Origin of the sequence: Amycolatopsis thailandensis (assembly GCF_002234405.1) — a bacterium.
Lineage (GTDB): Bacteria > Actinomycetota > Actinomycetes > Mycobacteriales > Pseudonocardiaceae > Amycolatopsis > Amycolatopsis thailandensis.
In genome coordinates, this window is sequence record NZ_NMQT01000072.1 from 37,199 (window position 1) to 58,915 (window position 21,717).

Genomic DNA, 21,717 nt, shown 5'->3' on the forward strand with positions numbered 1-21,717 from the left:
CGGGGTGAAGGGGACTTTCCCCTCATCTCGCGCGGGGAAAGTCCCCTTCACCCCCGGGCATGCTGTCTCCGAGGCGGTGAAAGTCTTCCCACCGAGCGGGCTGGGGACTGTCCGGGGGGCTGAACGGCCCCCAGCCCGGATGCCGACGGTGGTGGGGCCCGATCTCCCGCCGGTTCGCGCTGACGCTAACGCGCGGGAAGCCAACCGGCCGTGCGGGTTGTCCTTCCAGCCAAGCCCATTGCCCGAACAGGCGCCGGCCGAACCGAGAAAACAGGCTCCCTGGCACTGGAATCACGCTGTGAGGGCGGTGCCCGGCTTCTTCAGGGCTCAGTTCTCCCGTTCTCCGTCACCGACCAGGTGGCTCAGCTCACGGTCGAGATCGAACCAGCGCCATTCCTCGCCGGGAGCCACCAGGGCATGGCTGCAATCGAGGAACTCGACCAGTTCGCCCAGCCGGACGGTGAAAGTGGCCGCGCCCTCGGTCGTCGTCAAGGTCACCATCACCCGCCTGGCTCCGTCCGGATCCGGACCGATCCGCACGTCCCCCTCGCCCGATGGCGTGAGTATTCCCGCGGACAGAAGTTCCCTTGAGAACAGCCATTCCGCCTCGATCGCCGTATCGCGCAGGAACCGCACCACGACGGCGAACGGATCGCTGGTGTCGTACCTCAGTTCGCAGCTCTCCGGCAGCTCTTCCCCGTCGGGCAGCAGCCGCCCGAACACGATCTCGTGCCGGTGCGTCACGTGCCGGACAGAAAGGTCGTCCGGCGTTCCTGAATCCACTTCTCGGTTCATCCGGCCAGGATCGCCGCACCGTCTTCATTCGACCTCAATCGCTCCGCCGAGGCACGGACGATCGCACACTGGGCGTTTCCGTGCGCGGATCATGCCCGAAGTTCTCTGGTATCGGACAGCCTTTTCCGGCGACCATCGACAAGCGCGGCACTCTGCCGGGGAAAGGAATCACGATGCGCACCATTCACCACACCCGCCCTCCCGCGCCGCGGATCATTTTGGCCCTGATCGCGGCACTGACCGTCAACATGGTCATCGCGCTCGTCGCGAGGTCCCTGGACGAGGGACCGGCCACGGTCGGGCTCGACCCCACCGAGTACCTTCCAGCCACGGTGGTGGGTTTCCTCGTCGGCTCCCTCGGCTTGAGCCTGCTCGCGCGCTTCGCGCCACGGGCGCCGCGGGTCGTCGTTCCGGTCGTTCTGGTCCTGTCGTGGATCCCGGACCTGCTCCTGCTGAACGACGGCGCGACCGCCGTCAACGTCACCGGCCTCATGATCATGCACCTCGTGGTCGGCGGCGCGGTCGTCGGCGCCTTCGCCAGGACGATCCCGGACGTGGCGCGGTGACGGCCGCTCCCGAGACCTCGCCGCGGCTACAGGCGGCGGCCGAGTTTTATCGCGGCGCTTTCGCCTGGGACGTCGAAGTCGGCGAACGTTCGCTGGCCTTGGTGCTGACCGGGGGAATAGCCGCGTTCTCCGTTCCCTTCCACACCAAGAACCAGCATCTCTTCTCGGCGCGGGACGCCGTTCCGCGCGGACCGCTGATCCTGACCCCGGGGGCGCCGTTCCGGGTGCACGCCCTCGTCGACGCGAGCGACTTCGTCATCCCGGACCAGGATCTTCCCGAGAACGTGCTGTTCCACCGTCCGCTGAGCAAGGTCCTGCTACCGCCGACGGTCGATACCCGCGGAGCGGTTCGCTGGCTGCGTGAGCCCTCGCCGCAAGAACGCTGGCTTCCCCTGGCCGCGGGGGTCTTTTCGGCACTCTCCCGGCCGAACCGCCGGATCGCCGCATATCGGCGGCGGGTGTGGCGTGACCGCAACGGCCTCAGCTGATCACGCCGGCGCGCAGGGCCAGCAGCACCATCCGGGTCCGGTCCCCGGTCTGCAGCTTCCGCGCCATATGCGCGAGATGTCCCTTGACGGTGTTCGGCGAGACCAGGAGTTCGGTGCCGATCTCCTGGTTCGTCCGTCCGTCGGCCACCAGGCACAGAATCTCGATCTCACGTTCCGAGAGAACCGCCTTCTGCACGGCGTACTCGGCGACGACGCGTCTGTCGTCCGCCGAGGGTGACTTGCGCGCCGCGATCCGGGTCGCCGAGTCGGGCGAATCGGCGAGGTAGCCGACGGCATCGGCGCGGAGCGCCGCCACGGCGAGACCGGGGTCACGCGAACCGGCGACCACGACCACCCTCTCCGCTCCCCGCCGGTACAGGTCGCCCACCTGATCGACCATGGCGCGCGCGTCGCCGCCCGCGTACAGGACGGCGACATGGGTCCGGCTCGCCGCGGTCTTCCCCGCACGGAAACCACGGGGCGTACTGCCTTCGACGACGCGCTCGGCCCCCATCCTCCGTAACCGGCCGGCGTACGCGCGCCGTCTTCGAGGATGAGGATCCACCACCACGGCGCGGAATCGCGCGTCCCTGGGAATCTCCGGATCCCGGCCTGCCTGCTTGAGTGGCGGCCCGAAGTAGGATCTCACACGGACAAGGGGCGGCGAAGGTGAATTATTCTCGTTCATGCTCCGCCGAATTCTAATTAGGCGGAGCGCGCAGTCAAGGAGGCAGCGCGAAATTCGGTGAGACATGCCCTTTCGACCCGATCGACTCCTCAGGCGCTCGCCAAATCACCGATCATCCTACGTCCGAGTCCTCGAGCCCGCAACGCCTGAAATCATCGACGAATAACTACAAGAACGAATGCGAAATCCGCTCACTTTTCACGAATGCCGCCGATGTCCAACGACAATGCCCTTATTTCCCTTTTCCGCAACACCGATCGCGGATAAAGTCTTCGTTGTGACACCCGATCGGTTCCCCCGCCGATCCCGTCACCGAAAGAAGAAGACCGCGGCACGCTTCGTTTTCACCCTTCCCCCGCCCGGAGCGGGCAGTGGTCACAACAGTTCTCGATCACCGAGGACTCCCGGCCTTGACCGGGGCAGTGCAGGCCGATTCGCGCCCCCATCGCACGGGCCTGCCGGAACCCGAGGAGCCGACGACGATGCACCCCTCATCGTCGTCGGCTCCTCGGCGTCGTCACCGGATCCCGGAACACGAGCCTTCCTTCCCGCACGCCCGGCCCCCAGCGCGGCACGGCTCACCCGACAGCACGGTGAGCCGTCCCCCTCTCCCGCCGGACCGGATCAGACGCTGGGCAGTGTCTCTTCGGGCACCGGACGTCCCGCGCGTTCCCAGTCGGCGAAGGTGATGACGAGGCGCTGCCACAGCAAACGATCCCCGATCTCCGCGACCTCCATCCGAGGGCACTGCGAATGCTCGTCCCAATGAGTGAGGACCCGGACGCCGGCGTTCGTCGCCTCGTCGACGAACAGGTGCTCGTCGAGCAGCCAATGGATCCTGCGCCGGGCGTGCGTCACCGAGGGCAGGGCGGCGTGCACGATCGCCGCGGCGGCGCGGTGCTCGATTCCGGTGATGAACACCGCGGGCGTCAGCGGGCTCTTGCGGAGAGCGTCGACGAGTACGGCCCGATCAGGCGGACGCTTCGGAACACGACAGCGCCCGATGAAGGCCGACCGAGCGCTTTTCTCAGGAAGGTTGTTCATACTCGGATATTCCCACTTCCCGCCCGATTCGGAGAGGGCAAGTGCCATCCGTAGGGACGAACACGGGAAACAGCCGACAAAAGGGCGGCCCTCAGTAACCGAAATTCTGGGTCCAGTACGGCCCCGCGTCGGCCAGGAAATAGACACCAACGCCGATAGTGGTGAATTGGGGGTTGGCCAGGTTCGCCCGATGCCCGGGACTGTCGAGCCAAGCCTGGACGACCGTTCGCGGATCGACCTGACCGCGAGCGACGTTCTCCCCGCCCGGATGGGGATATCCGGCCGCACGCATCCGTTCGGCCGGCGTGCCGCCGTCGGGCGCGACATGCGCACAGAAGTTTCTGCGGGCCATGTCCTTGCTGTGCCGGCGCGCGGCCGTCCGCAGCCGTTCGTCGGTCTCGAACGGCGGAAGGCCGGACTTCTTCCGGAACACGTTGACCAGCCGGGTCACCGCGTCCTCGTGCCGGGCCTGGTGCGCGGCGCTACCCACGATCGAGGCGAACGGCGAGTCCCGCTCGGACGGCGCGGCTTCGCGAACCGAGGTGCGGACCACCGAATCCACGACCGGCGTGGCCTTCCGGCGCAAAGAGCCGCGCGCGGCGGACTTGCCACGCTTCCGGTTTCGACGACTTTGGGGCATGCGATCCCTTCCGCCCACCGGAGATACCCTCTCCGCAAGCTAACACGAGAGCGCCTCCGCATCCCGCGACCGGCCTTCAGAGTCAGCGGGACCGCCCGTTCGGGCAGGATTCCGACAGTGAATACTTCCCGGTAGTAATACTTGGACTTCACCTTCCTTGAAATACGTGTCACAAAACAGCCCCATCGTAATCCGCATACGCATTTTGTTGACAGGCAGTCAACACTGCGCCCGAACAGTGTTCACCAAGCAACCGGGTGACGGACCACCACGAACGGGCAGCCAGTTTATCCGAAAAAGCAAATAATATTGCCTTCAGCGGAAACCGAATGGTGAAGTCGATTTTCGAGGGTCAACGGGGAGGAAAGTGACTCCATGCGCGGCGAAGCCGGCCGGGAAATGCGCCGTTATAATCGATCTTCGGTGCTGACCACCCTGTACCACGAAGGTCCGTCGAGCCGGGTGGAACTCAGTGACGCGACCGGCCTGAGCTGCTCGGTGGTGAGCCGGGTGGTCAGCGAGTTACTTTCGAACCGGGTGATCCGGACGGTCGGAGCCGCCGACTCGCGAGGAGGACGGCCGCGAATCCTGGTCGAGGTGAATCCCGCCTACGGTTCGGTGGTCGGCGTCGACGTGACCGAGGACAATGTCCAAATAGGTCTCTACGATTTCGCTCTGCGACAGCAAGCGGTTTCGCATTTCCGCGCTCCCGGCAGTCTGTCGGACGTCGGCGCGCTTTCCCAGCGGATCATCGCCGGGCTACGGTCGGTCGAACGCGCGGCGAAGACGACACGCGGCGCCATCATCGGCGCCGGAGTCGCCGTGCCCGGCCCGATCGGCCTACCCGCCGGCGCGGAGCTGGCGACCGAATTGGCCGGGCGCAGCGGCCTGCGCATCGTCCTCGGCGACAACCGGGTGCGATCGCTGGCACGCGCCGAAGGCTGGCTGGGCGCGGCGGGCAAGGCCGGTCGCACAGCGGTCGTGGTGCTCGAAGCCGAGGCACATGTCGTCCTGGTCGAAGATCGGCGGATCGAGTGGTCCGGCGATTGGGGCCACACGACCTTGGTCTACGACGGACGGCCTTGCCGGTGCGGTGCGCGCGGATGCGCGGAGACCTACATCGGGGCCGACGGAGTACTCGAACGCCACCGTCAGCTCTCCGGCGGCACACCGAAGCCGGGTTCCAAGGCGGGCCGCCGACTCCTGACTGCTCCCCATCCGGAACTCGCCCGCGAGACCGTCGGTTATCTCGGCGCTTCCATCGCCGGAATGACGAATCTTCTGCAGCCCGAGCGCGTCGTCCTCACCGGCTGGTTCGGCCGCGCATTGACCGAACGGCATCTCGACGAACTTCGCGAGAACCTCGCCCAACGCGCGCTCGGGCCCACGACGATCGAGGCGGGCCTGGCCACCGCGGCCACCGCCCGGATCGGAGCGGCGGCGCTGCCGATCTGCGCCTTTCTGGAGTACGGACAGGATCCGCGCAAAGTCATCCCGCTGGAAGACGGCAGGCCCGCCGGTTTTCCCTACGCGGTCCCGTGATCGGACTCGTGTCGCGACCCACCGACCGTGGCCGGGTTTCGCGACGAGATGGGCTGCGCGGCAGCGGATCCTCTCCGGCTTGCGAAGAGCCGTAGGGCAAAGGTGTCCTGTCGGGTGGCAAGTCCGTGAAGGCCTCCTTCCTTACTCTCAAGGTAGGAAAGGAGGCCTTCACGGACCGGCGCTCGGGGGCATCAGCGAGGTGAAGGGAGCTTTCCCCTCATCGCACGCGCGGAAAGTCCCCTTCACCACACGTGGTGCGGTCTTCGTGGGCGACGGAAGGCCCGGACACGTCGCGAAAGCCACTTTCACGACGTCCCAGCGCGGACGGCTCCCCGCGCGGACCACCCACCCACGGGCACGCCGTCTTCAACCCTCATCACCGCAGAGGGCCAAGCGGGCACGGCATCCTTTACGAACATTCGAGGCCACGTCGCGTACGAGCTCTCGAACGAAGCGGCCGCCGGTGCCGTGAGGGCACTCCCGTTGTCCGAAAGATCACCGGTTTCCCTTTGACCGGGGCCGTCGGCCCTACGGTTGGCCTGTCGGCGGAGTTACGGTGATCCTAGGTGTCCGAGCGCCGCGGACGACCACGACGGCCGGCGAACGCGACCCGGACCCGGACCCTGTCCACTTTCGCGTTCGCCGGCCGTCTACGGGTTCCGGTCAGTAGCCCCGGTAGGCACCGCCTGCCGCCATCGCCTGCAGGCCGGGCACCTCGCCGATCGAACCGTAGCGGTCGAGCGCGTATCGCACTCCCGCGATGATGTTGTCGACCGGGTTGTAGATGTCGTCGTGTCCCGGAAGTTTGTGCGCCTCGAACGTCGGGTCGATGCACTGCATGAGCCCCTTCGACGGATGTCCCGCCGCCGCGTTGGAATCCCAGAGATTGATCGCGTTGGGGTTCCCGCTCGATTCGTGCTGGATGATCGCCCAGATGCTCGCGATATCCGCTTCGGACACCGGTATGCCGACGGCTTGAAGTTCCTTGATGGCTTCCAGGATCCACTGGTGGACGTCGCCCGGCGGCATCGCGGCGGGCGGCCCTCCGCTCGTCGTCGCGGGCGCGCTCGCCCCACCTCCGCCTGCCCCACCACCGCTCGTGCTCGGCGCGGCGCCCTTGCGCGAGGTGCCGACGACGGGCTTCCCCACCGCGGAGAAGGTTCCGCCGGTGTGCCGGCTCATCACCTCTCGGGTTCGCCCGATCGCCGTGTCCGCCTCGGTGGCGAGCCGGTCGAGGTCTTCGCCCGCGGCGCGGGCCGCCGTGGCCGCACGCTCGGCGGCTTCGGCCAGAATCGTGGTGGACGGCTTCTCCGGCGGCACCGCACCGACGACCTGCCGGTTGACGGCGTCCTGCCGCGTCTCGGCTTTGGCCGCCGCTGCGGCCGCTTCGCTGTCGATCTGCCGGATCTCGCGCCGGGCCGCTTCGACCCGCTCCCCCGCCGAGGTCCGGATGCCGCCGAGCCGCTCCCGGAGCGCCGAGAGATCGTCGGCGACCGAACCGAGGCTGCCGCGGAGCCGGCCGCCGGCACCGGCGAGTTCGTCCACATAGCCGTAGAAGCCTTCGGCGGTCTGCCCGCTCCAGGCACCTTCACGTAGTCCGGTGATGGCGGCGCGAAGCCCGCTCGCGTGGCCATCGAGTCGTTCGGCGGCCTGTCGGAAACTTCTAGCCGTTTCCTCGACGCGCTCCGGTTCGAGGGCTTCGAGCCGCGCGGCTTTCTCCTCGACCGCACCCCATTCGGGTGGCATCGGCGCGGTCATCGGATCTCGTCCAGCCAGGCGTTGCCGACCTCGGGGGTGTCTCGCGGCGGTGAAGCCGGTACAGGATCCGCTGAGGCCGCACCGGTGGCGTGGTGCACGACCCGCGCGTTGTCCGTGTCGACGCCCTGGGCCTCCTGGGCGGTCTGCCGCAACTTGGCGGCCGAGCGGTCCAGGTGCTCGATGGCGTGCCCGAACTCCCCGTGCACGCCGGCGTGGAAGCCGGAGACCGACGCGTGCGCGCCGTCGCCCGAGCCGAGCCCGCCGAACGGATTGCTCGCGCCGGCGCCATCCCCCAGCAGGGTGCGCGCCCGGTCCAGTTCGTCCCTGAGCGCGGCCAGCCGCTTGCTCGCCGCTTCCATCGCCGCAACGTCGTACTGGACCACGACCGTCTCCTCCGGACTCGTTCCTCGGCTGAGGTTCCCCCGGTGACGGCCGGACACAAGGGCCGTGTGGCGGCACAAGCGTCCTTTGGAGGGAAATCCTCCGCTGATCACGAACGGACGGTCGATCAGTGACGGCCGCGCAGCACCGTCTCGACGTACTCCCGATCAGTCGACGGAAGCCACCAGGATTCCCACGGCGGGATGAGCCAGCCCAGTTCGGTGGCGGCGTCGCGAACGACCTGGACCGCGCGGGTGATCGCGCCGTCCGCCCGATCCGGCCGCCACAGCAGCGAGAACGGGTACAGCGGGACGGGGTCGACCACCGGGATCACGACGACACCGTCGGGCACCGGTGCGGTCAGCGGAGCGATGGCGGGCAGACCGTAGGCCAGGATCGCCGCGTTGGCGGCACTGCGCCCGTGGCCATGCAGCTTCTCGGCATGGGTCAGGCCGAACTCTTCGGCGAGTTCCTCGTTCCAGTTGTGCCAGTCGAGCGCGCGATCGGAGGTGTGGAGCAGCAACGGATGCGCCTGCAGTTCCCGCATCCGGAGTTCCGCGCGGCCTTCCAGCGGGTGGCCCTCCGGCACGACCAGACCGTGCGGCTCCAGGCGCACCAGTTCGTGCTGGATCGACTTCGGCAGCACCATTCCCGGCCAGTTCACCCGCCCGAACGCCATGTCGAGCCTGCCCTGCGCGAGGTCGGGGAGCGCTCCCGCGAGCCCCTGTCCTTGAAGGACCTCAAGGGGTTGCCCGGACAGCCGTTCGCGAAGTACCTGTGCGATCGCGTTGGTCACCAGGCCTTCGGTGATCACGTCGATCCGCAGCGGCAGTGCCGTGCGCCCGAGCGCCGTGACGAGGTCCTCGGCGTCGGCGAGCAGCCTGCGTCCGCGTTCCACGAAGACCGCCCCCGCGTCGGTCACTTCGACGTGCCGGCGGTCGCGGATGAACAGGACCACGCCGAGCCGCTGTTCCAGCTGGCCGATCTGGGCGGACAGCGTCTGCTGGGCGATGAGCAGCCGATTCGCCGCGCGCCCGAAATGCAGTTCTTCGGCCAGTGCGACGGCGTATCGCACCAGCCGCAGGTCGAGGTCGGTCACCGGGTGACAGTATCCCGCTGTCAGAGACGGCTACAAGAAACGCGCCCGGCGGCGGACCACTCGATCGGATGACAATCCTTCACTTCGGCGGTCCGTGCGGGAAACCCCTACGTCTCGTCCCGGCGCTCGACGTGCTTTGTGCGGCTTCGCATCATGGCGGAACGAGAGAACCGGAACGCACGCGAACGTCCGTTCGCGGTGCCCATCCCGGGCCCGGCCGGACGGAGCATCCGATGACCATGTCCTGTATCGACGCGCCCGCGAACGGCACGAACGTCGAATTGCTCCGCCTGGCGCGGGAGGCCCAGCTGGACTTGTCACGGCCGGAACGGGGGGCCCGGACGGGGCAGGCCGTGAACGAACTGCTGCGCCTCGTGTACCCGAAGATCCTTGCGTACTGCCGGATTCGGCTCGGCCCGGACACCTATCGGATGTGCACCGCCGACGACGTGGCCCAGGAGACGGCGATGGCCTTGCTCACCGCGTTGCCCCGGTTCCACGATCAGGGCACGTCGTTCCTGGGCTACGTCTACCGCATCGCCGAATACAAGGTCGTCGACGCCCGGCGGCGGCACCAGCGCGACCGGGCGAAACCGGTCGCCACGCCGCCCGAGCGGCCGCAGCCCGGACCGTCTCCGGAGGACCATCTCCTCACCGAGGAGTTCCTTGCCCGGCTGCACGCCCTGCTCCGCTACCTTTCCGACAATCAGCGCAACGCCGTGTGGCTCAGGGTCTTCGAAGGGCTTTCCGCCATCGAGGCAGCGGAGCGGCTGGATTCCACACCGGGCTCGGTCCGGGTCGCCGTCCACCGCGCCCTGCGCCGGCTTCGACGCCTGATCCCGCCGTCCGACCCGCTGGTGCGAGCGCCACGATGAAACCGGGGTGCCGACGGGAACTCCGGCACCCCGGCCCACTTCATCGGGATCGCGTCGGCGCCCGTCCGGCGACCACGCGGTTGCGCGACACCAGCCGCCAGCCCACGGCGAGCACCACCACGACCACCGGGATGGAATAGAAGGCGATCTTCTCCGGACCGGTCGAGAAGCCCATCAACACCAGTACGAGTCCCAGGAAGCCGAGTGTCAGCCAGCCCGTATACGGTGCGCCGGGCATGCGATACGACGGTTGTTCGATCTCCCCCGCGAGCACGGCCTTGCGCAACCGCATCTGGCAGATGAGCAGGGTGGCCCAGGTACTCACGACACCGATCGACGAGACGGCGACGGCGATGTCGAACGCCTCGGTGGGCACCAGGTAGTTGAGGCCCACGCCGAGCAGGTAGGCCCCGGCGGTGAACAGGATCCCGCCGAACGGCACCTGACGGCGGTTCATCCGCCCGACGAAGGCCGGTGCTTCGCCCTTTTCCGCCAGCGCCCGCAGGATGCGCCCGGTCGAATAGAGCCCCGAGTTGCAGCTCGACAACGCCGCGGTCAGCACCACCGCGTTCATCACGTCGCCGATCCCCGGGATACCGAGCAGGGTGAACACGGTGACGAACGGGCTTTCGCCACCCCGATAGGCCGACCACGGCAGCAGCATGGTGAGCAGGACCACCGAACCGACGTAGAAGATCGCGATCCGCCAGACCACACCGTTGATCGCCTTCGGCAGCACCTTCTCCGGGTTCTTGGTCTCCCCGGCCGTGATGCCGACGACCTCGATCGCCGCGTACGCGAAGACGACCGCCTGGAGGGTCATCAACGTGATGCCGATTCCGCTCGGGAAGAAGCCGCCGTGCCCGGTCAGGTTGTGCACACCGGCCGTGGTGTCACCGACCTGCGCGGCCGAGAGCACCAGGCCCGCGCCGACCGCGAGGAAGACGACGATGGCGAGCACCTTGATGACCGAGAACCAGAATTCGAGCTCGCCGAACAGCCGCACCGACAGCATGTTGACCCCGAGCAGCACCCCGAGGGCGATCAGCGCGGTGACCCACTGCGGTACGTCCGGCAACCACTTGTGGACGTAGATCGCCACCGCCGTGATCTCCGCGATACCCGTCATCGCCCAGTTCAGCCAGTACATCCAGCCCGCGGCGAAACCGGCCCATGGCCCGATGAACCGCCGCGCGTAGGTGACGAAACTCCCCGACGACGGGTTGTGCAGCACCAACTCGCCGAGGGCACGCATCACGAAGTAGGCCGCGATACCGCACACGGCGTAGGACAGGATCAGCGCCGGCCCGGCCTGGGCCAGCCGCCCGCCCGCGCCGAGGAACAGCCCGACGCCGATCGCACCCCCGATCGCGATCATCTGGACATGGCGATTGCCGAGGGATTTCGAATACTCTTCCTTGCTTTTTTCCTGCACAGCCGGATCCATCAAAATCCAATCATCATCAAAACAGGACGGACATTTCTTGAGGTTCCACGCAGCAGGGGCCGAAGAACCATTTCTCGACGGCGGGCACATACGCACCAGCAAGGAAAAACAAGCACGCACGCTCGACGACAGCCGCGCCATATCGCCGTTGTCCGGAGTCGGACCGGGCGACTCTACTGAACGGCCGCATTCATTCGAAACGGTCAAGTGAATGCGGTAGGGGAAACCCCCACCAACATCCGGCGACGACGATGCGAATGCACGTGCAGCGCTTACGTCGAATTGTGTTCATAGAGTTCTCCGGAACATTTCATCGCAACGCTTTCACGGGAACTCGTCGCGTGCTAAGGCACGACAGCCGGGCCGGGTCACCCCACAGCCGGAACGGATGACCGCGCGCGTTCGGCGCGAATCACCGCGCCGGACGGGCAAAACCGCAGGCCAGGGCCGGTGCGGCCAGCCCGGGGTCACACAGTCGCGCGCCTGCTCAGGACACCCCTGCGGGCCGAACCCTGTGGTTCGACCACACAGTTCGGCCCCTGAGGCTTCTCGTACCCCCTCGGCAAGCCCCTCACGAGGTAAAAAGTCCCATCGGATGTTCTCCCGGCCAGGCCCGATGGCCCGCGAGCGGAGACCGATCGACCCAGGAGGAGGGCGCCGTGCAACTCGATATGGACCTCCTCCGCCCCGCCACCCTCGAGACCCGGATCCAGCCATGACCGAGCACTCCCTGCGCGTAGACCTCCTCGGCCCTCTGCGGGTCCGTCGAGGCGACCACGAGCTGGATCTCGGACCGGCGCGGCAACAGGCCGTGTTCGCCGTTCTGGCACTCCGGGCCACCGTCCGGCCCATCAGCCGGTCGGAGCTGATCTACGGCATCTGGGGCGAGAACGCGCCCGCCAGCGCGGCCGGGAGCGTGCACACCTACGTTTCGGGGCTCCGCCGGGCGCTCGACCCGGGGCGCGCCCGCTGGTCCACCGACGGACCGCTGGTGTCCGGCCCTCAGGGGTACCGGCTGGCGTCGGGATCACTCGACGCCGACGAGTTCGAGAAGGCGCTCGAAGCGGGCCGGACGGCGGCGCGTGGCGGGGATCCGGTGGCCGCGGTCGCGAAGTTCGACGAAGCACTCGCCCTGTGGCGGGGTGAGGCGCTCGCCGGCCTGCCCGGCCCCTTCGCCGAGGCGCACCGCGAGCGGCTGGCCGATCGGCGGCTGACCGTCGTCGAAGAACGCGCTGCCGCCGCCGTGGAGACGAGCTCCTACGCGGACCTCGTCCCCGAGCTGACCGCCGCCGTGCGGGAACATCCGCTTCGCGAGCCGTTGTGGCGGTCGCTGATGATCGCCCTGCACCGCGGTGGCCGCACCAGCGAGGCCCTGGAAACCTTCCACCAGGCACGCCACACCCTCCGTACGGAGCTCAGCGTGCACCCTGGGGACGAGTTGATGTGGGCTTACCACCACATCCTCGACGGTGAACCCGTCCATCTGGCCCGTGAGCAGGAACGACAGGCTCCGCCCCTGGTACGCGCGTGGCCGGAACCCTCCGCGCGGACGACCCGCCTGCACGGACGTCGTGCCGAGATCGCCTCCCTGCACCGTCTGGTCGGCGTTCTGCGGGACGGCCACGGGGCGGCCGCCTGGTTGGAAGGCGAGGCCGGGATCGGCAAGACCGAACTGCTGTCCACCGGCCTGGACGAGCTCGACGGGCTTCGCTGTCACCTGGCCTGGGCGAGTTTGGGGGAAGCCGGCGCCCCGCGACCTCTCCAGGCCGTCGCACGCACGCTGGGGACCGCTACGGAGGACCTGCCGCCCGAAGCCGCGGTGGAGCGTCTTCTGGACCGCGTCGACGAGCTGTGCGCCGAAGCGCGGCTCGTGGTGGTCCTCGACGACTTCCACCAGGCCGACGAGGCCACGTTGCGACTGTGGCACCGGCTGGCCGCGGCCAGCCGGCGGCTGCCCCTGCTGACCTTCGCGGTCACCCGGCCCGCCCCACAGCGGGACGCGGTCGCCCGGCTGAGGGAGACGGTGGGGCACCGTATCGACGACGTGATCCGGGTGTCGGCACTGCCGGAAACCGAGGTGAACGACCTCGTCGGCGAGCTCGTCGGCGCACCGGCGGGCGCCTCACTGCGCCGGCTCGCCGCCGGAGCGGCGGGCAACCCGCGCAGGCTCCGTGAACTGGCCGAAGCCCTGCTGGCCGGTCCGGCGCTGACCGTCGTCGACGGGGTCGCCGAAGTGGCACCGGGGACGAAGCTGCCCGAACCGGCCGAACCCGATGCCACGGCGGTCGTCCGCCTGGTCCAAGAGCTCGCCGTCGAGACGCGGGAGCTGCTGCGCCGGGCCGCGGTCGCCGGCCAGGAATTCGACTTCGGCTCGGTCGCCGCGGCGATGGGAAAGGCGGCGTCACATGTCGTCCCGGCCCTCGCCGAGGCGATGGAAGCCGGTCTGCTCATCGAAGCGGGCACCAAGCTCGCGTTCTCTCGGCCGTCGGTGCGCTCGGCCGTGCTCGGGACCGAAATCCCCGTCCGGCGACTCACTGGAAAGACGGCGGCCGATCAGTCCCGGTCGCACGCCGGGCGTCCGTCGGCGGCGAGCAGGCGGCGCAAGCCGTGCCCCACCGCTCCGCCCGGCCTTACGGCGCCCTCGCGGCTTCTCGGATTCGGGATTCCGGACGCGGCTTCGCTCCAGACGGACTCCATGGTGCCTCTGGCCCTCCGCGCCACCCGTACCGCGCTGCGTGGCGGGCACCCGGCGGATCCGAACGGCGAATTCATCCCCGGTCTGCGCGCCTGTCAAAGCTGAAGCTTCCGCGGGCAGGCTGTGCAGGTCTGTTATCGAGGAGTAAGGCAAACGTGGCGTATCGGGTCGGGGTGGTCGTGAGTGGCGATTCGGGTTATCGGGAGGTAGGGCAAAGGTGTCATGTTCGCTTGCCGGTGTGCCTGCCTTGGATGTTGTGAAAGCCACTTTCGCAACCTTCACCGTTGCGGAAGAGGCGTTCGCGGCACCGCCGGGTCGCCCTGTTCCCGGTTCTTGTTCCCCATGTCGCATCTGAGACGCTGAGTGTCTCAGATGCGACATTGGGAACCTCCATCGCCGGACCGTCGAGACTGGACGTCGCGAGCGCCACGCTTGAGACGGTGAGCGTCCCCAACGTGGCGCTCGGGACACGACACGTTTGCCTTCCCCCTCAAATAGGTGGGCTTCGTGATCCGGTCGGCCGTGTCCGTGGTGGCGGTCTCGCGTGACGGAATGGACGACACACGTGATCAGACGGACGGGACAGGTGTCGTCCCTCTGATCACGTGTGCCGTCCGTTCCGGCCCGGCCCACGTCGCTCCCTACGCCCCTCGGCCACCGGTTTCGGCCGTGGTCCCGGGCTCCGCCACCGGTTCGGCTTCGGCCGTCGGAGTCTTCGGACCGGCCGAAGTCACGGTCACCGGACCGTCCTCGGTCTCGGACTCCGCCGCCGGTTCGGTCTCGGCCGGGGTCTCGGCATCGCTCGACACCACCTGCACCTGGGCCCGGTCCCGGAAGGCCTGCTGGATCTCCTCCAGTTCCTCCTCCGACAACTCGCCGGTCATCCGCAGGAAGTCCCCGGTCAGCCGCACCGAGGCCGGCCCGCCCGAGTTGAACAGCACGTCGTACTGGTCCTCCAGCAGCTCGATGAGCCCCGCCAGATCCGTCCGCAACCAGCTCGGCGACACGACCAGGTCCCGATACGAGCCCGCCGTCGCCACCACCACGCACCGGATGTCGTCCGGCGACTTCATCACCAGCGGACGGCCGTCGCCGTTCATCGCCACGTCCATCAGGGTCCCGCACAACATCGCCTGCAGCTGCTCGGTCTCCGCCGATCCTTCGATCATCAGCCGCAACACCGCGTCCAAGGGGTCGGCGGGCGAGTTCTCGTCCGTCGGCCGGTATTCCGGATTTCCCCGGAACTTCCCCACCCGGTTCTCCTCCAGTACCGGCCACATGCCCACCACCGCCTCGACCGGCGGCTCCTGCCCCTCCTCCGACGGGCTCCACGCCGGATCCAGCAACAGCAGCCACTGCTCCGACTCGGGATCCGCGGTCATCGTCTCCTCGCCCACGACCACTCTCACCACTTCCTTTCACCGAGATACCGAGACCGATTCACTCTCAGAGGACCATGTGGCGCCCACCGCCACCCGACCGCAGGGCACGCACCAGCCCGAATGGGGACTTTCCCCCGTGAACGATCTCGGTGCCCGGGGGCCGGGCGCTCCCCCTCGGATCGCCCGGCCTCCGCGCACCGAGACCTGGAAGGGCCGCTCCGCCAACGGATCGGCGGAGCGGCCTGTACTCGCTTCGACGCGCTATTTGTTCTGGGAGAACTGCTCGCCCATGCTCTTGTCGAGCGCGCGGGCGTTCTCCTCGTCGAGGCCCACGAACTGCTTCGACGCGTCGCGCAAGCTCCCGCAGGTGCTCTCCACGCCGTCGGCGGTCTGATGGGCGCCCGAATTGGTCTCCTGCGCGGTCTGGACGTAGTTCTTCGCGAACGCCTTGCCAGCCTCGTCCTCGCCCCAGCAGCCGTAGTGCTCGGCGAGTTTGCCGCCCAGTTCGCGCAGGGCCTCCTTGAATCGCGCGGTGGCCGCGGCGAGATCGCCGTTCACCCGCTCCAGTGCCTCCGGGTCGAGCCGGAATTGGTCAGCCATCGTCACTCCTCACGCCGCGGCGTTTCCCGCCGTCCGGGCATTTCGACGCCGAACTCGTCCATTTTCTCGTACATCGGTCCCATCAGGGATTCCATGATCTTCTCGGCATCGAGCTCGCCCGTGGCGAACGCGGCGAGGTCGATACCGTCCTGCGAACCGCCGACACCCATGATCTCGTTCATGCGTTCCAGGCTTTTCGCACGCCCGTTGCGCAAGGTCTCGAGAATGACGCTCGCCAGCTGGGCCGGCGGCATCGCGCGGTACTTCGATTCGTTGAAGACGAGTTCCACCAGGTCGCCTCGGCCGTCGAAGGTCATCGACAGCGACTGGTCCTTCGCCTTGATGGTCGTACGCTCTTCTTTCCACACGCGGCTCAGCTCGGTGAGTTTTTCGCGTTCGGCGTTCAGATCGGCCATCGCTTTTTCCAGCGCGCGTTCCGAATCGCCCAGTGAGGCCCAATCGTTCATGTCGTTCAGCTCTTTCGTCCATCGATGCGGCCGGAGGAAAGCCAGCCCGGCGTGAATTCGTTCGTGTCCGCACCGTCGTCCGGGGCGGGTGGGATCTCTTCCTTGGGACGACGTCCCAGCACCGCCGCTCCGGCACCGGAGTCCCAGACTTCGGGCGCGGCACCGACCGGGATGTCCGGGTCCCGGCCCTCGGCTCCGGATTCGGCGCCCATCCCGCGGCCCATCATCCCCATCGGCATCATCGGCGCGCCGTGTCCGATGGCGGCCGGGGCGGGCGGGCCGGCGGGTGGGGGCACGGGGGTCACCGGCAGGGTCGCGTCGAGCCTGCTGACCGGGGGCACGGCCGGAGTTCCGCCGCCCGCGGGGGCGGCCGGGACCGACGAGATCGTCGTACTCCCGGAAGAAAGCGAGAGAGGCGCGGTGGTCCCGCCGCTACCGGACGATCCCGAACCGGGTGCGACCGCCGACGGCTGGGACGGCCCTGGGACCGCTGTGCCCGCCGGAGCCGTGCTGCCCGCCGAAGCGGTCGCGACAGCGGGCCCGCTCGCCGGCGCGGGCGAAGCGACGACCGGAATCGCGATTCCGGATTCCGACGCCGCCGACGACTTCGTGTCGACACCGTCGGGTAACGACGAGGTCGTGCTGACACCCGCCGCCCGCTGCCGCGCGTCTTCGACCGTTCCCGGTGTCGCCGCCGCGTCTTCCTGCTGCACGGCGAACGTCTGCCGCTCCCGCTCGCGTTTCTTGTCCGGGCGGCCACGGCCCAGCGCGCCGACCAGACCGCCGCCCATCGGGCCTCGGGCGGTGTCGGCCCTGCCGACGGGCTGGTGTGCGGCTTGGGCCGCCATCGGCGCGGACCGGCCCAGCACCGGAGTTCCATGGCCCGTGTACCCGCCGACTCCGCCCCCGACGGCGCCCATCGTGGTGCTACTGCCGCCTCCCGGGGCCGACGAGACCATCATCGCTCCCGCGACGCCGAAAGCATGTCCGGCTCCAGCGGCCGCCCAGTCGCCTTGGGCGTGCACGGCGGCGTCCGCGCTCGCGGCGGGGTCGACCGTCGCGAGAACAGGCGACGCACCACCCGCCGCGGCGCCGCCGCCTTGGACGCCCTGCGCGTCCGCCGTGGCACCGGGCAGGCGTCGTACGAACTCCGGCGGTAGCGGCATGGCCCCGCCGGCCTCCTGGTACGCGGCCGAAAGGTCGTGGACGATCTGCAGGGCGGGCCGGTTGTCCGCCTCGTGCCCGGGTTGAGCCCGCAGCTCCCGGAAACGCTGCTGCGCAACGGTGAGCGCGTCACCGGCACGACGTAACAGCACACCGTGACCGGGACTCTCCATGGTCTGGACCATCTTGTCGACGCCACCGGTCAGCTCGGCGGCGAAGGAGTCGAAGGCTTCGGCGATCTGACCGTCCCACAGCTCGCTCACCTGCCTGCTCTCTCGCACGATCTCCGCGAAGATGTCGTGATACCGCATGAGCGCACTGTCGAAGGCGGCCGCCTGCTGGTACAGCGCGTCCGGATTCTGTCCTTCGACGAGCTGGGCGAGCTGCTCGAAGTCGAGGCCGGCCAGGGCGGGGTCGTCGACGGGGGGCGCGGGCTGGGTCATGGCTCAGTCCCTGCCCAGCACCGGACGGTGTCGCGGGCCGTCCTTGTCGCCATCGCCCCACGAGCCCTCTTCGGCCTGCAGCCAGATCTGCGGCTCGCGCTCCTTCTGCTCGCCGTTGGCCCCGCCGCCCATCCCGCCGCCCATCGGCGCACCGCCCATGGGCATGCCACCCATCGGCATACCGCCCTGGGCGAGGTTGGGGTCGAGGGCGGGCATTCCCGAGACCGTCGGAACAGCCGCCGAGGCGGGCAGCGCCGCCGCCCGCGCGGGTTGCGTGTCGAACTGGCCCAGTGCGGCGGAGCCCGCCGCCGCGGGAAGCGCGGCGGAACCCCCGGCGCTGCCGCCGGAACCACCGACGCCGCCACCCGAGCCGCCCGAACCACCGACGTCGAGTGCTCCTGCGTCGACACCACTGCCCAAGGGCGCCGGTGCGGTGGCCGTCTGGTCGCCACCGAGGAAGTCCGCCAGCGGATCGGAGCCGGACAGACCGTCGATCGCCTTGTCCACCGCGGCCTTGGCGTCGGCGTAAGCCTGCTTCTCCTCCGGCGTGGAGTCGGGCTGTTCGAGCCCGTCGATCGCTTGGTGCACCGCGTTCTTGGCGCTGTCCAAGGCTTCTTGACGCGGGGTGTCCGCGGCGGAGTCACCGTTGATGGCGTCCAGCGCGGCCTGCTTGGCGTTGGCGAGGGCTTCCTGCGTCGCGGGATCCTGCGTCTGCTGCGCCATCTTGTCGATGGCGTCGCTCGCGCCCTGGCCCAGCGCCGCGGGATCGGTGACCCCCTGGCCGGCGAGATCGTCGATGGCCTGCTGAGCCGCTTGCTTGGCCTGATCGAGAGCCTGCTGCTGCTCGGGCGAGCTGCTCGCGAGATCGTCGATCGCCTGCCCGGCCGCGTCCTTCGCCGCACTCGCCGGGTCACTGGCGGATCCGGCACCGCCACCGGCGGGTCCGCTGGATTCGGTGGCCGGCTGACCGGTGAGGCCTTCGATGGCGTCGTTCGCGGCCTTCTTCGCGTCGTCCAGGGCCTGCTTCCGCTTGGCGTCCGCGGCCGTTTGTGCCTGCTGCTGAGCCGAAGGCACTCCGACGCCGCCGGCCGGCACGGCTCCGCTGCCTTCGGTACCCGGGTCCGCCGCACCGCCGGTTCCGGCGCTGCCGTCGGTTCCGGCGCCCGCGGTGTCTCCGCCCGGAGGGGAGGTGAGGCCGTTGATGGCGTCGTTGGCGGCCTGCTTCGCGTCCTGGAGTGCCTGATCGGTCGCGGGATCGGTCGCGGGCTGAGCGGTGCTCGCCTCGCTGGGCGCGGCCGCTCCTTCGCCCGCCGCCGCACCTTCACCGGCCGCCGCTGCTTCTTCCGCGGGCACAGCCGCGTCGGTGAGCGCGCCGGCGGCATCGGCCGCCTGCTGCTTGGCCTGTTCCAGCGCGGGATCCGTCGCCGAACCCGCTCCGCCGGTCCCTGCTCCGCCCGCGGCCTGCTCGGCCGCCTGTGGATCTTCGGCCGGGGTGAGATTCGCCGGTACGGCCTCAGCACCCTCGGTGCTCGGTTTCAGCTCCGACAACGGGTTTTGGATGCGGTCCAGTTCTCTGTCGACCGCCTGCTGATCCGTGCCCTGGGCCGCGGTCAGCGCCTCTTGTTGTTGCCGGGCCACATCGGCAGCCGCGCCGGGGTCGGCGAGGCCGTTGACGATCTGGATCGGGGCGAGATCGTTCCCGCGGTTGTTGTACTGGTTCGCCAGCGCGCCGACCGCTTCCTGAAGCCGCTTCAATCGTTCATCGGCGGCTTGGTCGTACATGCTGTTCAGCTCTTTTTTCAGCCACGGCTGCACCGAGTCGACCTGCTGCTGCGTGGTGGCTTGCTGGATGTACCGCGAAGCCTCGTTTTCCAGGATCTCCTTGGCGGCGTTCTGCTCCTTGTCGATCTGGGCGTGGATCTGCCACCAGCCCGCGGCGAAGGCCTGGATGGCGTGCCCGATGTTCCCGATCGCCGCGCCGTACTGACCACCGTTGAGGGCGCTGTAGAGGTCTTCGCTCTGTTTGAGGATCGCCGTGCCGTAGGACTGGAGCGCGTCGCCCGCCTCACCGACGAGACTGTCCCGCAAGGCCTTCAGTTCGGTGGCCATCGCCTCGTTGATCTCACCGATGCGCTGCACCGCCGTGTTCACCGAGGTTTCCAGCTCGTAGAACCGCTCGGCCGCCGACGAGTGGGACAGGTCGGCGTGCGCGTCGTCGCTGTTGTGCGTGAGATCGTGAACGGCCTTGGTGATCTCGGTGAGGTTGCCGTACTGCTTCGGGTCGAAAGCGGGAGCCGACTGAGTGAATTTCGCTCCGTCGAGCGCAGACGCGGGTGCGGCGGGTGCATCGGGCATGGCTGGAATTCCTTCAGGCGGTGGCAGCTGACCGGTCGGAAGCGAGGCGGGCTGCGACGAGGGTCACACGGATTGGCTTTGCGCCGGATCGTTGTAGCCGTCCCCGTCGTCGGGCGTGGCCTGTCCGGCGGTGTTCTGCTGTGCTGCTTCGGTCTGCTGGTCGAACTGGGCGATCTCGCCGGAGATCTTCGCCTCGAGGCCCTGAATGCTCTGCAGGATCGACTTGGCGTTGTCGTCGTCGGTGTTCTTGAAGCCGTCGGCGATGGAGATCAAGGTCGCCCGGAGGTCGTGGAGAACGGTCTGGAGGTGTTCGCCGTGGGCGACGACGCCGTTGCGGCGGTCGTCGATGATGTGTTCCAGCCAGACGGCGGTCTCGAACTTGCCGGCGTTCGGCCACTGCGTCTTGAGCGCCTGGAAAGCGCTCATGTCGTCCATGATCTTGCCGATCTTCTCGGCCGAGGCCTTGATCGCTTCGGTGTCGAAGTTGGTGCTCATGATCAGCTCCTTTCAGGGAGAGGATGAGATCGGGCCTTCCGGTGGTGCGTCCGCTGGAGGACGCACCACCGGAACGGCCGCGCCGGCATCAGAGACCGCGCGCGCCTCGCGCGTCCTGGTCCCGCATTCCCTCCGCGCCCGTCTGCAGCGCGACGCGAAGGGAGTCCAGCTGCTCTCGGCTGGTGACGAGATCTCCCCTCAGCCGCTGGCACTTCGCGTCGTAGGCGTCGGCCGTGGTTCCCTGCCAGCCCACCATGATGCGCTTGACGTCGTTTTCGAGATCGGTCGTCTGTCCCTCGATCTCGGTGGCCTTGCTCTTCATCATCGTCAGGCACTGGTCGATGACTTCGTAGTCGTAGGTAATCAATTTATTGCCCTTTCAGAGAAATGGAGAGTCGGTCGAGTACGGGTCAGGCGCCGAGGAAGCTGCTGGTCTCCATCGGGAGCCGCGCGATCTCCTGGCCGGCGGCCTGGTCCTGCGCGTCCTGTCCCTGCGACTCCTTGCGGATGTAGCCCGCCATGTCGGTGAGGTTGGCCAGGATGGTGCGCTTCAGCCCCTCGATCCAGTTGTCGCAGGTCGTGGACAGGGCCTTGGTGGCCGCGCTGTTGCTTCCGGCCAGCGTCGCGTCCACCTGCGACTTCAGCTGGTTGAGCTGCTGGATGATGTTGTCGGAAGTGGCCTCGTGGCGGGTGGCCTGTGCGTCGATTTCCGCCGGGTCGAGCTGTGTCGTTTTCGGCATTTGAGATTCCTCCTGCGTCAGGTCTTGTCTTGGTCCGGCCGCCGATCGCGATC

21 protein-coding genes are annotated in these 21,717 nt (G+C 68.5%); 5 read left to right on the plus strand and 16 right to left on the minus strand.

What is annotated here, in order from left to right; all coding sequences use genetic code 11:
* Window positions 1–327 precede the first annotated feature (327 nt).
* Complete coding sequence (locus CFP71_RS20390) at window positions 328–795, minus strand: SsgA family sporulation/cell division regulator (RefSeq protein ID WP_093935463.1); 468 nt, start codon at window positions 793–795, stop codon at window positions 328–330.
* Window positions 796–968: 173 nt separating this feature from the next.
* On the opposite strand from CFP71_RS20390, the gene CFP71_RS20395 reads away from it, so the two are divergent.
* Window positions 969–1,361 (plus strand): DUF6069 family protein, encoded by a 393-nt coding sequence (locus tag CFP71_RS20395; protein ID WP_093935464.1) that lies wholly within the window; start codon window positions 969–971, stop codon window positions 1,359–1,361.
* Window positions 1,358–1,849: a hypothetical protein gene (locus tag CFP71_RS20400; protein WP_093935465.1), complete on the plus strand. Its 492-nt coding sequence runs from the start codon at window positions 1,358–1,360 to the stop codon at window positions 1,847–1,849. Before CFP71_RS20395 ends, CFP71_RS20400 begins: the two co-directional genes overlap by 4 nt.
* Here the strand turns inward: CFP71_RS20400 and CFP71_RS20405 are convergent.
* The 3 genes from CFP71_RS20405 to CFP71_RS20415 form a co-directional block, all read right to left on the minus strand.
* Window positions 1,842–2,363, minus strand: coding sequence for a LuxR C-terminal-related transcriptional regulator (locus tag CFP71_RS20405; protein WP_167406208.1), 522 nt, complete (start codon window positions 2,361–2,363; stop codon window positions 1,842–1,844). The two genes, CFP71_RS20400 and CFP71_RS20405, sit on opposite strands and share 8 nt — an antisense overlap.
* A 798-nt stretch (window positions 2,364–3,161) precedes the next feature.
* Window positions 3,162–3,581, minus strand: coding sequence for a hypothetical protein (locus CFP71_RS20410; RefSeq protein ID WP_093935467.1), 420 nt, complete (start codon window positions 3,579–3,581; stop codon window positions 3,162–3,164).
* A gap of 91 nt (window positions 3,582–3,672) precedes the next feature.
* Window positions 3,673–4,221, minus strand: coding sequence for a CAP domain-containing protein (locus CFP71_RS20415; protein ID WP_167406209.1), 549 nt, complete (start codon window positions 4,219–4,221; stop codon window positions 3,673–3,675).
* A gap of 375 nt (window positions 4,222–4,596) precedes the next feature.
* On the opposite strand from CFP71_RS20415, the gene CFP71_RS20420 reads away from it, so the two are divergent.
* Window positions 4,597–5,763, plus strand: a complete 1,167-nt coding sequence (locus tag CFP71_RS20420; RefSeq protein ID WP_093935468.1) for an ROK family protein — start codon at window positions 4,597–4,599, stop codon at window positions 5,761–5,763.
* A 663-nt stretch (window positions 5,764–6,426) separates the two neighbouring features.
* On the opposite strand, the gene CFP71_RS20425 is transcribed toward CFP71_RS20420, so the two are convergent.
* The 3 genes from CFP71_RS20425 to CFP71_RS20435 all read right to left on the minus strand — a co-directional run bounded on the left by CFP71_RS20425 (window position 6,427) and on the right by CFP71_RS20435 (window position 9,001).
* Window positions 6,427–7,521 (minus strand): transglycosylase SLT domain-containing protein, encoded by a 1,095-nt coding sequence (locus CFP71_RS20425; RefSeq protein WP_093935469.1) that lies wholly within the window; start codon window positions 7,519–7,521, stop codon window positions 6,427–6,429.
* A complete protein-coding gene (locus CFP71_RS20430) occupies window positions 7,518–7,904 on the minus strand; it encodes a WXG100 family type VII secretion target (RefSeq protein WP_093935470.1) in 387 nt (128 codons plus the stop codon). The genes CFP71_RS20425 and CFP71_RS20430 overlap by 4 nt, the downstream gene beginning before the upstream one ends.
* 125 nt (window positions 7,905–8,029) lie before the next feature.
* Complete coding sequence (locus tag CFP71_RS20435; RefSeq protein WP_093935471.1) at window positions 8,030–9,001, minus strand: LysR family transcriptional regulator; 972 nt, start codon at window positions 8,999–9,001, stop codon at window positions 8,030–8,032.
* A 233-nt stretch (window positions 9,002–9,234) separates the two neighbouring features.
* Between CFP71_RS20435 and CFP71_RS20440 the strand changes: the two genes are divergently transcribed.
* Window positions 9,235–9,876: a sigma-70 family RNA polymerase sigma factor gene (locus CFP71_RS20440; RefSeq protein ID WP_244199760.1), complete on the plus strand. Its 642-nt coding sequence runs from the start codon at window positions 9,235–9,237 to the stop codon at window positions 9,874–9,876.
* A gap of 40 nt (window positions 9,877–9,916) precedes the next feature.
* On the opposite strand, the gene CFP71_RS20445 is transcribed toward CFP71_RS20440, so the two are convergent.
* Window positions 9,917–11,254, minus strand: a complete 1,338-nt coding sequence (locus CFP71_RS20445) for an amino acid permease (RefSeq protein WP_425266629.1) — start codon at window positions 11,252–11,254, stop codon at window positions 9,917–9,919.
* A gap of 784 nt (window positions 11,255–12,038) precedes the next feature.
* Between CFP71_RS20445 and CFP71_RS20450 the strand changes: the two genes are divergently transcribed.
* Window positions 12,039–14,123, plus strand: a complete 2,085-nt coding sequence (locus tag CFP71_RS20450) for an ATP-binding protein (protein WP_167406210.1) — start codon at window positions 12,039–12,041, stop codon at window positions 14,121–14,123.
* Window positions 14,124–14,659: 536 nt separating this feature from the next.
* On the opposite strand, the gene CFP71_RS20455 is transcribed toward CFP71_RS20450, so the two are convergent.
* The 8 genes from CFP71_RS20455 to CFP71_RS20490 all read right to left on the minus strand — a co-directional run bounded on the left by CFP71_RS20455 (window position 14,660) and on the right by CFP71_RS20490 (window position 21,664).
* On the minus strand, window positions 14,660–15,427 hold the full coding sequence (locus tag CFP71_RS20455; RefSeq protein ID WP_244199761.1) for a type VII secretion system-associated protein: 768 nt from the start codon (window positions 15,425–15,427) through the stop codon (window positions 14,660–14,662).
* Between the two features lie 234 nt (window positions 15,428–15,661).
* A complete protein-coding gene (locus CFP71_RS20460) occupies window positions 15,662–16,000 on the minus strand; it encodes a WXG100 family type VII secretion target (protein ID WP_093935474.1) in 339 nt (112 codons plus the stop codon).
* A gap of 2 nt (window positions 16,001–16,002) precedes the next feature.
* Window positions 16,003–16,467 carry a YbaB/EbfC family nucleoid-associated protein gene (locus tag CFP71_RS20465; RefSeq protein ID WP_093935475.1) on the minus strand — a complete coding sequence of 155 codons (465 nt, stop codon included), beginning with the start codon at window positions 16,465–16,467 and terminating at the stop codon, window positions 16,003–16,005.
* A gap of 5 nt (window positions 16,468–16,472) precedes the next feature.
* Window positions 16,473–18,074, minus strand: coding sequence for a WXG100 family type VII secretion target (locus CFP71_RS45365; RefSeq protein ID WP_093935476.1), 1,602 nt, complete (start codon window positions 18,072–18,074; stop codon window positions 16,473–16,475).
* Between the two features lie 3 nt (window positions 18,075–18,077).
* Window positions 18,078–20,429, minus strand: coding sequence for a hypothetical protein (locus CFP71_RS20475; RefSeq protein ID WP_093935477.1), 2,352 nt, complete (start codon window positions 20,427–20,429; stop codon window positions 18,078–18,080).
* Between the two features lie 63 nt (window positions 20,430–20,492).
* Window positions 20,493–20,924, minus strand: a complete 432-nt coding sequence (locus CFP71_RS20480; protein ID WP_093935478.1) for a hypothetical protein — start codon at window positions 20,922–20,924, stop codon at window positions 20,493–20,495.
* Between the two features lie 88 nt (window positions 20,925–21,012).
* Entirely contained in the window at window positions 21,013–21,291 is a 279-nt protein-coding gene (locus tag CFP71_RS20485) for a WXG100 family type VII secretion target (protein ID WP_093935479.1), read from the minus strand.
* Window positions 21,292–21,334: 43 nt separating this feature from the next.
* The gene (locus CFP71_RS20490; RefSeq protein ID WP_093935480.1) at window positions 21,335–21,664 is read right to left on the minus strand and encodes a hypothetical protein; all 330 of its coding nucleotides are present in this window, start codon (window positions 21,662–21,664) and stop codon (window positions 21,335–21,337) included.
* Between the last annotated feature and the right edge of the window lie 53 nt (window positions 21,665–21,717).